General features: G+C 74.8%; 13 protein-coding genes. 6 read left to right on the forward strand and 7 right to left on the reverse strand.

Annotated features, from left to right (window positions below):
- Positions 1 to 9 precede the first annotated feature (9 nt).
- Positions 10 to 858 (reverse strand): glutamate ABC transporter substrate-binding protein, encoded by an 849-nt coding sequence (locus tag C0216_RS07390; RefSeq protein ID WP_114054482.1) that lies wholly within the window; start codon positions 856 to 858, stop codon positions 10 to 12.
- An 89-nt stretch (positions 859 to 947) separates the two neighbouring features.
- Positions 948 to 1733 carry an amino acid ABC transporter ATP-binding protein gene (locus C0216_RS07395; protein WP_114054483.1) on the reverse strand — a complete coding sequence of 262 codons (786 nt, stop codon included), beginning with the start codon at positions 1731 to 1733 and terminating at the stop codon, positions 948 to 950.
- A 277-nt stretch (positions 1734 to 2010) separates the two neighbouring features.
- Between C0216_RS07395 and C0216_RS07400 the strand changes: the two genes are divergently transcribed.
- Positions 2011 to 2721, forward strand: coding sequence for a response regulator transcription factor (locus C0216_RS07400; RefSeq protein WP_114054484.1), 711 nt, complete (start codon positions 2011 to 2013; stop codon positions 2719 to 2721).
- Between the two features lie 12 nt (positions 2722 to 2733).
- On the forward strand, positions 2734 to 4146 hold the full coding sequence (locus C0216_RS07405) for a sensor histidine kinase (protein ID WP_114054485.1): 1413 nt from the start codon (positions 2734 to 2736) through the stop codon (positions 4144 to 4146).
- A 38-nt stretch (positions 4147 to 4184) separates the two neighbouring features.
- On the opposite strand, the gene C0216_RS07410 is transcribed toward C0216_RS07405, so the two are convergent.
- Positions 4185 to 6401 (reverse strand): endo-beta-N-acetylglucosaminidase, encoded by a 2217-nt coding sequence (locus C0216_RS07410; RefSeq protein ID WP_114054486.1) that lies wholly within the window; start codon positions 6399 to 6401, stop codon positions 4185 to 4187.
- A gap of 20 nt (positions 6402 to 6421) precedes the next feature.
- Positions 6422 to 7744, reverse strand: coding sequence for a glycoside hydrolase 5 family protein (locus C0216_RS07415; protein ID WP_246042363.1), 1323 nt, complete (start codon positions 7742 to 7744; stop codon positions 6422 to 6424).
- Between the two features lie 229 nt (positions 7745 to 7973).
- On the opposite strand from C0216_RS07415, the gene C0216_RS07420 reads away from it, so the two are divergent.
- Positions 7974 to 8906, forward strand: a complete 933-nt coding sequence (locus tag C0216_RS07420) for an ROK family protein (protein ID WP_246042786.1) — start codon at positions 7974 to 7976, stop codon at positions 8904 to 8906.
- Here C0216_RS07420 and C0216_RS07425 read toward each other — a convergent pair.
- Positions 8903 to 9898, reverse strand: coding sequence for a TAXI family TRAP transporter solute-binding subunit (locus C0216_RS07425; RefSeq protein ID WP_114054488.1), 996 nt, complete (start codon positions 9896 to 9898; stop codon positions 8903 to 8905). The genes C0216_RS07420 and C0216_RS07425 overlap by 4 nt on opposite strands.
- Positions 9899 to 9992: 94 nt before the next feature.
- On the opposite strand from C0216_RS07425, the gene miaB reads away from it, so the two are divergent.
- Both miaB and C0216_RS07435 read left to right on the forward strand, forming a co-directional pair.
- Positions 9993 to 11513, forward strand: coding sequence for a tRNA (N6-isopentenyl adenosine(37)-C2)-methylthiotransferase MiaB (miaB, locus tag C0216_RS07430; protein ID WP_114054489.1), 1521 nt, complete (start codon positions 9993 to 9995; stop codon positions 11511 to 11513).
- Between the two features lie 156 nt (positions 11514 to 11669).
- Positions 11670 to 12392 (forward strand): hypothetical protein, encoded by a 723-nt coding sequence (locus tag C0216_RS07435; protein WP_114054490.1) that lies wholly within the window; start codon positions 11670 to 11672, stop codon positions 12390 to 12392.
- Between the two features lie 92 nt (positions 12393 to 12484).
- On the opposite strand, the gene C0216_RS07440 is transcribed toward C0216_RS07435, so the two are convergent.
- Together C0216_RS07440 and C0216_RS07445 are read right to left on the reverse strand one after the other, a co-directional pair.
- Entirely contained in the window at positions 12485 to 12736 is a 252-nt protein-coding gene (locus C0216_RS07440; protein WP_114054491.1) for an antitoxin, read from the reverse strand.
- Positions 12737 to 12758: 22 nt separating this feature from the next.
- The gene (locus tag C0216_RS07445; protein ID WP_114054492.1) at positions 12759 to 12995 is read right to left on the reverse strand and encodes a hypothetical protein; all 237 of its coding nucleotides are present in this window, start codon (positions 12993 to 12995) and stop codon (positions 12759 to 12761) included.
- A gap of 163 nt (positions 12996 to 13158) precedes the next feature.
- On the opposite strand from C0216_RS07445, the gene miaA reads away from it, so the two are divergent.
- Complete coding sequence (gene miaA / locus C0216_RS07450) at positions 13159 to 14097, forward strand: tRNA (adenosine(37)-N6)-dimethylallyltransferase MiaA (RefSeq protein ID WP_114054493.1); 939 nt, start codon at positions 13159 to 13161, stop codon at positions 14095 to 14097.
- Positions 14098 to 14183 lie beyond the last annotated feature (86 nt).

A 14183-nucleotide genomic window follows, 5' to 3' on the forward strand; every position in this document is an offset into this window, starting at 1 on the left:
ACCGAAGAATCAGCTGCCTTCGGTGATCTGCGGGGCCGGCTCGGCCTGGTAGCCGGCGGGGCCGAAGTTGGCGTCCACCGCCTTCTGCCAGGAGCCGTCCTCGACCATCTTCTTCAGCGCGGCGTTGACCTTGGTCTGGAGCTCCTTGTCGCCCTTCTTCAGGCCGATGCCGTAGGGCTCGTCGCTGAGCTTCAGACCGGCGAGCTTGAACTTGCCCTTGTTCTTCTCCTGCGCGGCGTAGCCGGCGAGGATCGAGCCGTCCGTGGTGAGGGCGTCCACGGCCTTGTTCTCCAGACCGGTGAGGCACTCGGAGTAGCCCGGGTACTCGCGCAGGTCGGCCTCGGGGGCGAGCTTGGTCTTGACGTTCTGCGCCGACGTGGAGCCGGTGACCGAGCAGAGCTTCTTCTTGTTGAGGTCCTCGGCCTTGGTGATCGAGTTGTCGTCCGCGCGGACCAGGAGGTCCTGGTGGGCCAGGAAGTACGGGCCCGCGAAGTCGACCTTCGCCTTGCGCTTGTCGTTGATCGTGTAGGTGGCGACCACGAGCTTGACATCGCCGTTCGCGATCAGGTTCTCGCGCTCGGCGCTGACGGCCTGCTTGAACTCGATCTGGTCGGGCTGGTAGCCGAGCTCCTTCGCCACGTACGTGGCGACGTCGACGTCGAAGCCCGCGAACTTGCCGTCGGGCGTCTTCAGGCCCAGGCCCGGCTGGTCGAACTTGATACCGATGACGATCTTGTCCTTGCCGCCGCCGGCGGTCCCGCCGTCGCCGGCCGAGCCGCTGCCGCCGCCGCAGGCGGTCGCGGTCAGGGAGAGGACGACGGCCACGGCTGCGGCCGCGCCGGCCTTGAAGAGCTTCATGGTGAACTTCCCTCGGATGAGACGTTGTTGGACGGCGAGCGGCGGCGTGAGCCGCCGGGCCGCCACGGGATCAGTACCAAACGGAGCCGTCAGTGGTGCAGGATCTTCGAAAGGAAGTCCTTGGCGCGGTCACTGCGCGGGTTGCTGAAGAACTGCTCGGGCTGGGCCTCTTCGACGATCTTGCCGTCGGCCATGAAGACGACGCGGTTGGCCGCGGAGCGGGCGAAGCCCATCTCGTGCGTGACGACGACCATCGTCATGCCCTCGGCGGCGAGCTGCTGCATGACCTCCAGCACCTCGTTGATCATCTCCGGGTCGAGGGCCGAGGTCGGCTCGTCGAAGAGGATCACCTTCGGGTCCATGGCCAGCGCGCGGGCGATCGCCACGCGCTGCTGCTGGCCGCCCGAGAGCTGCGCCGGGTACTTGTCGGCCTGTGTTCCGACGCCCACCCGGTCGAGCAGGGCCTGGGCCTTCTTCGCCGCCGTGGCCTGGTCCGTCTTGCGGACCTTCATCTGGCCCAGCATCACGTTCTGCAGCACCGTCTTGTGTGCGAAGAGGTTGAAGGACTGGAAGACCATGCCGACGTCGGCACGCAGCCGGGCCAGCTCCCGCCCCTCCGAGGGCAGTTCCTTGCCGTCGATCGTGATCGTGCCGGAGTCGACCGTCTCCAGCCGGTTGATCGTCCGGCACAGCGTCGACTTGCCCGATCCCGAAGGACCGATCACCACGACGACCTCACCGCGGGCAATGCTGAGATTGACGTCCTGAAGCACGTGCAGCGCGCCGAAGTGCTTGTTGACGTTGCTCAGTACGACCAGGTCGTCAGCGGCCTCGGCCGCACCCTTCGCGTCCTTGGTCACTGATACTCCGCTCATCGGCTTCTTGCTCCGTCCTCCTCGGTTGGGAGGACAGTAGTGACGCCGTCCTCACACCGTCACCACATCTGAGGGAGAATTGAGGATAACGATACGGCCTCGCCCCGATACGCTCCGTGCGCGCTGCAACGCCCTCCGCTCCGAGCCCGTACCGGGTGCATAACGGAAGGCGCACGGGACCGGAACCCCCTTGACGCGGGGGCGCTCATCAGCGTGGATGCTCTGTGGCCCTGACCGCAGACCAAGATCGACAGGACGCCAGGAAAGGGGGACGCCCGTGAGGCTGCTGCTCGTGGAGGACGACGACCACGTCGCCGCCGCCCTGTCCGCGATCCTCGCGCGGCACGGCTTCCAGGTGACGCACGCCCGCAACGGCGAGGAGGCCCTCCAGGCCCTGCTGCCCGCCGGGGCGCCGCCCTTCGGCGTGGTGCTCCTCGACCTCGGCCTGCCCGACCAGGACGGGTACGAGGTCTGCGGCAAGATCCGCAAGCGCACCTCGACGCCCGTCATCATGGTCACCGCCCGCTCCGACGTGCGCTCCCGCATCCACGGCCTCAACATGGGCGCCGACGACTACGTCGTCAAGCCCTACGACACCGGCGAGCTGCTCGCCCGCATCCACGCCGTCGCCCGGCGCACCGGCGTCTCGGAGGAGGCTGCCGCCTCCCCGGCCGCGGCGGGCGCCCCGGGCGCCGTCCGCGTCGGGCCCGTCAGCATCGAGCTGCCGACCCGGCGCGTCAGCGTCGACGGCACCGACGTGCCGCTCACCCGCAAGGAGTTCGACCTGCTGGCCCTGCTCGCGCAGCGGCCCGGCGTCGTCTTCCGCCGCGAGCAGATCATCAGCGAGGTGTGGCGCACGAGCTGGGAGGGGACGGGACGCACCCTGGAGGTGCACGTGGCGTCGCTGCGCTCCAAGCTGCGCATGCCCGCCCTGATCGAGACCGTCCGCGGGGTGGGCTACCGGCTCGTCCCCCCGGCCGCCCCCTAGGCGGGCCCCGGCGTGCGCGCCCGGCTCCTCCCGCTGCTCGTCGTCCTGATGGCGGGCGTCCTGCTCGCCCTCGGCTTCCCGCTGGCCGTGAGCCTGGCCGCCGGCCAGCAGCAGCGGGTCATCGTCGACCGGATCGACGACAGCGCCCGCTTCTCCGCGCTCGCCCAGTTCGTCTTCGACGCCGAGGCCTCCGGCAGCACGGGCGCCGCCGACCGCCGCGAGACCCTCCAGCGGGAACTGGCCCGCTACCAGGAGCTGTACGGCATCCGGGTGGGGATCTTCTACCGCGACGACAACGCGATGGTCCGGGCGCCCGGCTGGTGGCAGCTGCCGGAGAAGGGCGAGGGCCGGGACGCCTTCAAGGAGGCCCTCGCCGGGCGGCGCAGCCACGACCCACCGCAGGTGTGGCCCTGGCAGACGCAGGCGAAACTCCTCGTCGCCTCGCCGGTCGTCCTCGACGGCGACGTCGTCGCGGTCGTGGTCACCGAGTCGCCGACCGACCAGATGCGGGCCCGCACCCTCAGCGGATGGCTGATCATCATCGCGGGGCTCGCCGCGGCGATGCTCCTCGCGTTCGGCGCGGCGCTCCAGCTGACCCGCTGGGTGCTCAAGCCCGTCCGCACCCTCGACGCGGCAGCCCACGGCATCGCCACCGGCCGGATGAACTCGCGCGTCGCGGCCTCGGGCGGCCCGCCGGAACTCCGGCGCCTCGCCCGCTCGTTCAACGAGATGGCCGACAACGTCGAGGAGGTCCTGGAACAGCAGCGGGCGTTCGTCGCCGACGCCTCCCACCAGCTGCGCAACCCGCTCGCGGCGCTGCTCCTGCGGATCGAGCTGCTCGCCCTCGAACTGCCCGAGGGCAACGAGGAGATCGCGTCCGTGCGCGCCGAGGGCAAGCGCCTGGCCCAGGTGCTGGACGACCTGCTGGACCTGGCCCTCGCCGAGCACGCCTCCGCCGAACTCACCCTCACCGACATCGGGGCGCTCACCGGCGAGCGGGTCGCCGCCTGGCGGCCCTACGCCGAGGAGAAGGGCGTACGCCTCCGGGAGGCGGGGCGCTCCGCCGTCACCGGATGGGCTGACCCCATCGCCCTGTCCAGCGCCCTCGACGCGGTCATCGACAACGCCCTGAAGTTCACCCCCGCCGGCGAGGAGGTGGAGGTCTCCGTCGCCGCGGACGGGGCGTTCGTCCACGTCGTCGTCGCCGACCGGGGGCCCGGACTGACCGAGGAGGAGCTGCTCCGCATCGGCGACCGGTTCTGGCGCAGCGGCCGCCACCAGAACATCAAGGGCTCCGGGCTCGGCCTGTCGATCTCCCGGGCGCTGCTCACCTCGGGCGGCGGCTCCCTCTCGTACGAGACGAACCGGCCGCACGGGCTCCGCGTGACCGTCGCCGTGCCGCGCAGCGCCCCGCACGGCGGCTGACCCCGGCCGGTGCCCCCTCGCCGGCCGGGGCGGCCCGGTCAGCCGGTCCACGCGAGCGCCGTGCGCGCCGGGGCGGATGCCGCGTACAGCTCGTCCACGGCCCGCACCTCGAAGGCCGCCGCCCGCTCCCGCCCCGCGCGGACGACCTCCGGCAGGTACAGGGCGGTGCCGCACGTGCCGCCGAGGAACCTGCGGCCGCCGCCCGGGAGCAGCCGGTGCAGCTCGTAGTGGCGGACGGGTCCGGCGGCCCGCCGCCACGACAGGCGCACCTCGGCCGCGCCGTCCCGCCGGGCCGCGGCGTCCACGCGCAGGGTGTGCGGGGCACCCGGGCGCCGGTGCGGGGTGTCGTCGCGTACCGACACCGCGCCGACCCGCCACGCCACCGCCGTGCGGCCGAGTGCCGTGATCCGTACGGCCAGCCCGTACGCGGTCCGGCCCGCCAGGCGCGACAGCCCGACCCGCGCCGTGCGCCACCCGGCCCCCGGCCGTGCCCCGCCCGCCGCGAACCAGGAGTACGGGACCGGCCCGCCCGGGGCATGCGGCTCGCGCACCGCGACACCGACCTCGACGGACACCGGCGCCGAACCGGGCTCCGCGCGGTGCACCAGCTCCAGCACGCCCGCCGCCGGCAGCGCGAAGCGCGTGCCGTGCAGCCCGACGGCCGCGGGTGCGGTGAGCGGGCCCGCCACGAGGAGGCTGGAGCCGCCGCGCCAGGCCGCGGCGAAGTCCAAGGCCGCCTCCGGGCGCGGCCCGGCGGTGTCCACGACCCAGCGGCGGCCCGGCAGCCGGTCCTGGAGCCCCAGGTGGTTCCACGGCGTGTCGGACACGGCCCGCCCCGCCTCGTACCAGCGCTCGCCGTGGCCGGTGTTGAAGGAGCAGGCGAACGGCAGCGCACCGACGGTCGAGCGGTCCGCGACGACCGTGGCGGGCGCCCGCCAGCCGCGCTCGGGCGCCGGGCGGGCGGGGTCCGCGGACTCGCCCGTCCAGAACCGGTCGTCGGCCCGGTGGAAGGCGCCGGGGGAGCGGTCCGCGAGGTGGTTGCGCGTCCACTCCGGCCGGTAGAAGCCGATGCCCGCCACGTGGTCGCGGTCGCGCGGCACGATCGCGTCCCAGTCGACCGGCGCGTCCCAGCCCCGGGCCTCCGTGTCGACCGCCGCCCACAGCTCGTGGCGGCTGCGGCCGAGCCGCTCCGCGAGCGCGCCCGAGTCGGCGAGGCTCCGGCGGCTCCAGCGGAAGTCGACGAAGAAGCCGTCCGAGACGGGCCCCGCACGGTCCTCGAAGAACTCCCGGTTCAGGTGGTTCAGCGCGCCCTGCCAGCCCACCCGCCCGGTGTCGTTCATCGCGTCGTACCAGGTGGTCCGCAGCCCGTGCGGTGCGCCGGCCGCGCGCAGGGCGCGCAGGAAGCCCCGCATCCGGCCGGCGAGCAGGCTGTCACCGCCGTCGGTCTCGGCGTTGACGAACCAGCCGTCGAAGCCGTACGCGGCGGCCACCTCGGCCAGCTTCTGCGCGAGCGGGAAGCGTCCGGAGGCGTCCTGCTGCACCAGGTCCCGCGTCCACTGCAGGTCGCCGCCGTACGCGACGGGCGGGAGGAAGACGTTCCCGAGGACGCGGACGCCGTTGCGGTGCGCGGCGTCCACGACGGGCGCTTGGGGGGCGAGCACGAGGCCCTCGCCGGCGGAGCCGCCCCAGAACACCAGCTCGTCGATGTACGCCCAGTGCGTCAGGGCGTAGGCGTCGGAGGTCGGGGAGCCCTGGGCGGGGTTGCCGGCGGTGGGCCCGAAGGAGACGAGCGCGGCGATCCGGGCCTGCCCGGCGCGGGCGCCGGGGTGGACTGGCACCGGCGTGAAGCGTTCCGCGAGCGGCACGGAGGCGGTGTTGTACGCGAGGTCCGGATCGGACTCGGGGGCCCACTCCTTCAGCGAGCGCCACACGATGCCGGGGCCGGGGGAGCCCGGGGGCAGGGAGTCCGGGAACCAGTAGGAGGCGTACGGGGCGAGGCCGCCCGGGCCGCCCGGTGCGGCGGCGGCGGCCGGCGGCGGCGCGGCGGCCGCGTGCGCCGAGGCTGCTGCGGGCGCTGCGGGCCCTGCGTGCGCCCGGCCCGTGGCGCCGAGCAGGGCGGCGGCCCCCGCCCCGGCGCCGGCGGCGACCAGCCAGCGCCGGGTGGGGCGCGGGCCCGCGGCGGAGGCGGCCGGGGAGGGGAGCGGGGGCCGGGGGGAGGGCGTACGAGGGTGGGCGCTGTCGTCGGCCTCGGACATGCGGGCTCCTCGGATGGGGGTCAGGTGTCGGATCTCGGACGCCTTACGACGTCCCGCACGCGCAGCACCTCGGTGATGCCGCGCGCGGACAGGTGGGCGGGGTCTGCGGCCGCCTCCGCGAGGACCGCCGCGGGGCGGACCCCGTCGGCGGCGAGCACCGCCCAGGCCTCGAAGAACGCGCCGCCGGGCGCGCACGCCGCCCGGCCGGGCGCGGCCGGCCCCCCGCCGCCGTCCAGCACCAGCGCGGTGGTCCGTGCGGGCGGGCGGTGCGCGCGGCCGCGCCACGCCGCGGCGACGCGGGCGACCTCCGCCGCGGCCGGCTTGGGGCGCCGGTCGTTGGCCAGCAGCCCGAGCCCGTACTCCGGCTCGGGGAAGTCGGCGAGGTCCCGGGACACGTCGTGTGAGCACCACCAGGTGACGCCCCACAGGTCCGGGCAGTCCAGGGCGGCGGCGAGCGTCGCCGCGGTGAAGGCGGCCGCGTGCTCCGGCGGGATCAGCGGCGCCGGCGCGCCGACCTCCTGGAGCCACACCGGGCGGTGCGGGTCCGCGGCCCACGCCTTGGACAGCTCGATCAGGTACGCGGCGTGCTGCTCGGTGGCGGCGCCGGTGCGGCCGTGCCGCTGCGCGGTCCCGTTGAACACCCATGAGTGCACGGCGGTGGCCGCGCCGAGGCGGGCCGCCTGGGCCGGGGTGAAGGGGTGCCCGTCCCGGAACCAGACGGCGTCGTACTCGGCGTGCAGGTGGAGCCGGCCCGGCGCGCCGCGCTCGCAGGCGGCCAGCATCCGCTCCAGCCAGCGGCCGGCCTCCCCGGGCGAGACCGGGTCGGGGTCGGGGTGCGGGGGGCCGGAGAACTGGTTGACCTCGTTGCCGACCGTCATGCCGAGGAAGTTGGGCCGGCCGGCGAGGGCCGCGGCGAGGGCGTGCAGGTACTCCTCCTGCCCGGCGACCACCTCCGGATCGCGGAAGATGTTCCTGCGGTGCCAGGTGGCGGTCCAGGACGGCAGGAAGTCGAAACTGGACAGGTGCCCCTGCAGGCCGTCGACGTTGACGTCGAGGCCGCGCTCGGCGGCCGCGTCCACGAGCGCGACGAGCTGCTCCACGGCGCGCGGCCGGATCAGCGCCCGGTTCGGCTGGAACACCGGCCACAGCGGGAAGACCCGTACGTGGTCCAGTCCCAGCGCGGCGATCGAGTCGAGGTCGGCCGCGACCTCGTCCGCGTCGAAGTCGAGCCAGTGGTGGAACCAGCCGCGCGACGGCGTGTAGTTGGCGCCGAACCGGAGGGTCCGGGCCGGTGCCGGGGCGGGCGGTTGCAGGGGCGGGGTGGCGGCGGTGCCGTCGTGCATGAGGCGTCCCGAGGGCTCGGGGGAAATCTCCGGACGCCGACCAACGTGCCGCGCGGGAGAGCGGATGGCAACGACGCGGATTCCGCCACCGGCGCGGCCGGAGCCCCAGGGGGGTACGGCTCCGGCGCCGGCCGCATACTGGGACCGACCCCGTCCAGGAGCCGCCGTGACCACTCCCCGCCCCGCCTTCCCCGCGCCCGGCCCCGCCGACCCGGGCGACGGCGCCACCGTGGCGATCGACATCGGCGGAACCAAGATCGCCGGCGCGCTGGTCGGGCCTGACGGGACGATGGACTCCGCCACCCGCCGCCCCACGCCGCGCGGCGCGGCCGGCGACGGCGACGCGGTGTTCGCAGCCGTCGCCGAGGTCGTCGCCGAGCTGGCCCGCTCCCCGCTGTGGCCGAGCGCCGTACGCTGCGGCATCGGCAGCGCCGGCCCCGTCGACGCCTCGCGCGGCACGGTCAGCCCGGTCAACATCGGCGCCTGGCGCGACTTCCCCGTCCGCGCCCGGGTCGAGGCCGAACTGGCCCGCCACGGCGCGCCCCTGCCGACCGTGCTCGTCGGGGACGGCGTCGCGATGACCGCGGCCGAGCACTGGCTGGGCGCCGCGCGCGGGCGTGCCAACGCCCTGTGCATGGTCGTCTCCACCGGCGTCGGCGGCGGCCTGGTCCTCGACAACCGGCTCCACCCCGGCCCCACCGGCAACGCCGGCCACATCGGGCACATCAGCGTCGCCTTCGACGGCGAGGCGTGTGCCTGCGGCGGCCGCGGCTGCGTGGAATCCCTCGCCTCCGGCACGGCCATCGCACGGTGGGCCCTCGCCCGGGGCTGGGTGCCCGACGGCGACGACACGGCGGCCGGGGTCGCCGCGGCAGCGGCAGCCGGGGACCCCCTGGCTCTCGCCGCCTTCGACCGGGCGGGCCGCGCCCTCGCCGCCGCCATCGCCGCCTGCGCGACCCTCACCGAGACCGACCTCGCCGTCATCGGCGGCGGCGTCACGGCCGCGGGAGACATCCTCTTCGGGCCGGTCCGGGCCCACCTCGCCGACTACGCCGCGCTGTCCTTCACCGGCGGCCTGGAGGTCGTACCGGCAGCCCTCGGCACCGACGCCGGGCTGATCGGCGCAGCCGCGGCCGCGATGATGCTGCTGCCGGCTGCCTAAGGCTTCACGGAGCGGTAGTACCGCTGGGCGCCCTCGTGCAGGTCCAGCGGGTCGGTGTAGATCGCCGTCCGCAGGTCCACCAGCTGCGCCGCGTGCACCTGCTGCCCGATCCCGTCCCGGCTGTTGATCACGGTGCGGGTGAACTGCTCGGTCAGCTCCGGATCCGCATCCTCCGTCGTGACCAGCAGGTTCGGCACGGCCAGCGTCGCCACCGCCGAGGTGTTGCGCGCCCGCGCGTACGCGTCCTGCGGCATCACCGCCGACCGGTAGTAGCGGGCCGGGCTCCCGCTGCCCTGGAGGTCCTCCACCAGGTCCCCGAGCTGCACGAGCCGGATGTCGAAGCGCTCCGACAGCTCCTTCACGGCGTTCGTCGGCAGGCCGCCTGACCAGAAGAACGCGTCGATGCGCCCGGCCTCCAGCTCCGCCGGCATGGTGTCGATGCCGATCGACACCGCCTTGACGTCGCGCGCCGGGTCCAGCTTGGCCGCCGCCAGCAGCCGCTCCGAGATCAGCCGCACCCCGGAGGCCGGCTGCCCTATCGCGACCCGCTTGCCGCGCAGGTCCCGCGCCGACTGCACCGGCGACCCGGCCGGCACCACGAGCTGCACGTAGTCGTCGTAGAGCCGCGCGCACCCGCGCAGCTCGTCCGCGCCGCGCTTGCCGTCCGTCCGGTACTTGGCGACCGCGTCCGCCGTCGCGATGGTGAAGTCGGCCTCCCCGGACGCCAGCCGCTGCAGGTTCTCCTGCGAGCCCTCGCTGGGCGCCAGCCTGACCTCCACGCCGGGCATGTCCTGCGCCAGCGCCACGTCGAGCAGCTGCCCGTACCGGTGGTAGACGCCGGTGCGGCCGCCGGTGCTGAGCGTCAGGTCGCCCTTCAGCTGCGGCTCCGCGAAGGGCCGCAGCCACCACAGCAGCGTCCCGAGCACGGTGAGCACGGCCACCGCCCCCCACAGGACGGTGCGCCTGCCGAAACGGGGCGGAACGAGAACCATGGCCGCGATCCTGCCACCGACGCGCCGAGCTGTCACGGGCAGCCCGGTCCCGGGGGCGGGCGGAGGCCGCCCGGGCACCGCCTACCCTTGTTGCATGACCAGCAGCAGCGACCGGAGCACGGCAGTGGACGTCAAGGGAACATACGAGGTGCGCACCTACGGGTGCCAGATGAACGTGCACGACTCCGAGCGGCTCTCCGGTCTGCTGGAGGAAGCCGGCTACACCCGGGCCCCGGAGGGCTCCGACGGTGACGCCGACGTCGTCGTGTTCAACACCTGCGCCGTCCGCGAGAACGCCGACAACAAGCTGTACGGCAACCTCGGCCGGCTCGCCCCGATGAAGACGCGGCGCCCCGGCATGCAGATCGCCGTCGGCGGCTGCCTCGCGCAGAAGGACCGGGACACCATCGTCAGGAAGGCCCCCTGGGTCGACGTGGTCTTCGGCACCCACAACATCGGCAAGCTGCCCGTCCTGCTGGAGCGCGCCCGCGTGCAGGAGGAGGCGCAGATCGAGATCGCCGAGTCCCTGGAGGTCTTCCCCTCCACGCTGCCGACCCGCCGCGAGTCGGCCTACGCCGCCTGGGTCTCCATCTCCGTCGGCTGCAACAACACCTGCACCTTCTGCATCGTCCCGGCGCTGCGCGGAAAGGAGGAGGACCGCCGCCCCGGCGACATCCTCGCCGAGGTCGAGGCGCTCGTCGCCGAGGGCGTCAGCGAGATCACCCTCCTCGGCCAGAACGTCAACGCCTACGGCTCCGACCTCGGCGACCGCGAGGCCTTCAGCAAGCTGCTGCGCGCCTGCGGGCAGATCGAGGGCCTGGAGCGGGTCCGCTTCACCTCGCCGCACCCGCGCGACTTCACCGACGACGTGATCGCCGCGATGGCCGAGACGCCGAACGTGATGCCGCAGCTGCACATGCCGCTCCAGTCGGGCTCGGACCCGATCCTGAAGGCGATGCGCCGCTCGTACCGCCAGGAGCGCTTCCTCGGCATCATCGAGAAGGTCCGCGCGGCCATCCCGCACGCCGCGATCTCCACCGACATCATCGTGGGCTTCCCCGGCGAGACCGAGGAGGACTTCCAGCAGACGATGCACGTCGTGCGCGAGGCCCGCTTCGCGAGCGCCTTCACCTTCCAGTACTCCAAGCGGCCCGGCACCCCGGCGGCCGACATGGACGGCCAGATCCCCAAGGAGGTCGTCCAGGACCGCTACATGCGCCTGGTGGCCCTCCAGGAGGAGATCTCCTGGGAGGAGAACAAGAAGCAGGTCGGCCGCACCCTGGAGGTCATGGTCGCCGAAGGCGAGGGCCGCAAGGACGGCGCCACGCACCGCCTGTCCGGCCGCGCCCCCGACAACCGCCTGGTCCACTTCACCAAGCCGGACGAGGAGGTCCGCCCCGGCGACGTGGTCACCGTCGAGATCACCTACGCCGCCCCGCACCACCTGCTGGCCGAAGGCGCGGCGAAGGCCGTGCGGCGCACCCGCGCCGGCGACGCCTGGGAGAAGCGGAACGCCGCCCCGGCGCAGCCGCAGGGCGTCATGCTCGGCATCCCGACGCTGGGGGTGCCGGCTCCGCTTCCGGAGTCCGCCCCCGGCTGCGGCATCAGCGGCTGACCCGCCCCCGCCGCCCCCGCCTCTCTCCGGGCCGCCCGCGGCCGCTGCGTCCGCGCGGCGGCTGCCGGGCGGCCCGGCGCCGTACCCGGCGCCGCTGCGGCCGGGCCGCGGGCGCGCCCGGTGAATCTTCCCCGCCGCGGCACTAGGCTGCGGATCATGCTCGTAGCCGCCGCCGTCTGCCCCGCCCCGCCCCTCCTCGTGCCCGAGGCCGCCGCCGGGGCCGCCGCCGAACTCGGGGACGCCCGTACCGCCTGCTCCGACGCGCTCGCGGTGCTCGCCGCCTCCCGGCCCGACCTGCTCGTCGTCGTCGGCGCCGCCGCCGAGGACGCCGCCGGGACCTACCCCGAGGGCAGCCCCGGCACCTTCCGCCCCTTCGGCGTCGCCGCCGACGTCCGCCTCGGATCCGCCGGAGAGCCGGCCGCGGCCGCGCCGGAGCGAACGCTGCCCACCCCGCTCGCCGTCGGGGCCTGGCTGCTGGCCCGCGCCCGCTGGGGCGCCGCCCCCCTCGAAGGCCTCGCCGTCGCCGAGACGCTTCCGACCGCGGAGTGCCTGGCCGCCGGCCGGGTGCTCGCCGCCCGCGCCGACCGCGTCGCCCTCCTCGTGATGGGCGACGGCAGCGCCCGCCGGACGCTGAAGGCGCCCGGCTACCTCGACGAGCGCGCCGCCGGCTTCGACGCCGCCGCGGCCCGCGCCCTCGCCGACGCCGACCCGGCCGCCCTCGCCGCCCTCGACGCGGGCCTCGCCCGCGAGCTCCTCGCGGCCGGCCGCGCCCCCTGGCAGGTCCTGGCGGGCGCCGCCGAGGACGCCGGCCTCGCCGGGCGGCTGCTGTACGAGGACGCGCCCTACGGGGTCGGCTACTTCGTCGCCGCCTGGTCCTGACCGGCCGGCCCGCGCGCCCGTACGCGCCGGCGCGCGGACACGGCGAAGGGGCGCGGGCCCGCAACCGGGCCCGCGCCCCTTCCGCAACCGCCTCAGGAGGAGGCGGGCGGCACTGTCGGCCCGCCGCCCGGCTCCTCCCGCTGCGCGATCCTGCCCAGGGCTTCCTTCGCCTTGCCCGTCCCCGACGTGATCCTGTCGCTGTACTTGCCGTTGGTCTTCGCGTCCACCACTCCGGCGACCTTTTCCAGGCCCGCACCGATCGCGCCCTCGTGCTGCTGCACGAGGCCGCCGGCCCTCTCCTTCGCCGGAGCGAGCCTGGCCTTCAGATTGTCCAGCAGACCCATGGTCACCTTCCTGTCGCCGTGCCTACTTCAGGGCGCCCTCGCCGGCCCCGCTGTCCGCGGCCTCCCGAGCCGACTGCTGCTTCGGGATGTCGGCGGCCTCCGCCGCCGGAGCCTCCGCCGGCTCGGCCCCGCCACCGGAACCGGCTGCCGCAGCGGCCTCCTCGGACTCCGCCGTCACATCCGCCGTCACGTCCGCTGCCGCGGCCGGTTCGGCCGCGGCTCCGTCCTTCCGGCCGAAAAACCGACTGAAAACACCCATGTCCACTCCCTTAACGCTACTCGTGAGGGTGAAGTTCCCACCGGCCCCGCCGCGCCTTCGCCCGGCGCGCGCCCGGGGGAACCACGACAGGGCAACGACCCCGTCCGCCCGCCGTCACGTAGCTCGATCGGGTACACGCCGGAGGGTTTGCGAGACTGGGGCAGTGAGTAACGCAGCCCCCGCCCCGCGGGTCATCGCCGTCGTCGGCCCCACCGCGGCCGGAAAGTCCGACCTGGGCGTGGCCCTGGCCCGCCACTTCGGCGGCGAGGTCGTCAACGCCGACTCCATGCAGCTGTACCGGGGGATGGACATCGGCACCGCCAAGCTGACGACCGGGGAGCGCGGCGGCGTCCCCCACCACCTCCTCGACATCTGGGACGTCACCGAGACGGCCAGCGTCGCCGAGTACCAGCGCCTGGCCCGCGCCGAGATCGACGCCCTGCTCGCCCGCGGCCGCACGCCCGTCGTCGTCGGCGGATCCGGCCTGTACGTGCGCGGCGCCCTCGACGTCATGGAGTTCCCCGGCACCGACCCGGAGGTGCGCGCCCGGCTGGAGGGGGAGCTGGAGCGCGGCGGCCCCGGCGCCCTGCACGCCCGCCTCGCCGCCGCCGACCCGGCGGCGGCGCGCGCGATCCTGCCCGGCAACGGCCGCCGCATCGTCCGCGCCCTGGAGGTCATCGAGATCACCGGGAAGCCGTTCACCGCGAACCTGCCCGGCCACGAGGCCTTCTACGAGACCGTGCAGATCGGCGTCGACGTGGCCCGGCCGGAGCTCGACGAGCGGATCGCGCAGCGCGTCGACCGCATGTGGGAGGCCGGACTCGTCGACGAGGTGCGCGCACTGGAGGCCCGCGGCCTGCGCGAGGGCGTCACCGCCTCCCGCGCGCTGGGCTACCAGCAGGTCCTCGCCGCCCTCGCCGGCGAGTGCACCGAGGACGAGGCCCGTGCCGAGACCGTCCGCGCCACCAAGCGGTTCGCCCGCCGGCAGGACTCCTGGTTCCGCCGCGACCCGCGGGTCCACTGGCTCAGCGGCGCCGCCGCCGACCGGCGGGAACTCCCCCGACTCGCGCAGTCGTTGGTCGAACGGGCGATTACAGCCTGATCACGTGATGGCATCGGGACGCCCCGCGCGTCCGTTCGGGGCCCCGGGCCGTGCCATCATCAAATTCCGCGGGTGTGGTCACCGGC

This window comes from Streptomyces globosus (assembly GCF_003325375.1).
Taxonomy (GTDB): Bacteria; Actinomycetota; Actinomycetes; order Streptomycetales; family Streptomycetaceae; genus Streptomyces; species Streptomyces globosus_A.

Coding starts and splice junctions, on each gene's coding strand:
- C0216_RS07445 (WP_114054492.1), bottom strand. CDS start 12,995: ATGGGTGTTTTCAGTCGGTTTTTCGGCCGGAAGGACGGAGCCGCGGCC.
- C0216_RS07440 (WP_114054491.1), bottom strand. CDS start 12,736: ATGGGTCTGCTGGACAATCTGAAGGCCAGGCTCGCTCCGGCGAAGGAG.
- C0216_RS07395 (WP_114054483.1), bottom strand. CDS start 1,733: ATGAGCGGAGTATCAGTGACCAAGGACGCGAAGGGTGCGGCCGAGGCC.
- C0216_RS07415 (WP_246042363.1), bottom strand. CDS start 7,744: ATGCACGACGGCACCGCCGCCACCCCGCCCCTGCAACCGCCCGCCCCG.
- C0216_RS07390 (WP_114054482.1), bottom strand. CDS start 858: ATGAAGCTCTTCAAGGCCGGCGCGGCCGCAGCCGTGGCCGTCGTCCTC.
- C0216_RS07425 (WP_114054488.1), bottom strand. CDS start 9,898: ATGGTTCTCGTTCCGCCCCGTTTCGGCAGGCGCACCGTCCTGTGGGGG.
- C0216_RS07410 (WP_114054486.1), bottom strand. CDS start 6,401: ATGTCCGAGGCCGACGACAGCGCCCACCCTCGTACGCCCTCCCCCCGG.
- C0216_RS07435 (WP_114054490.1), top strand. CDS start 11,670: ATGCTCGTAGCCGCCGCCGTCTGCCCCGCCCCGCCCCTCCTCGTGCCC.
- miaB (WP_114054489.1), top strand. CDS start 9,993: ATGACCAGCAGCAGCGACCGGAGCACGGCAGTGGACGTCAAGGGAACA.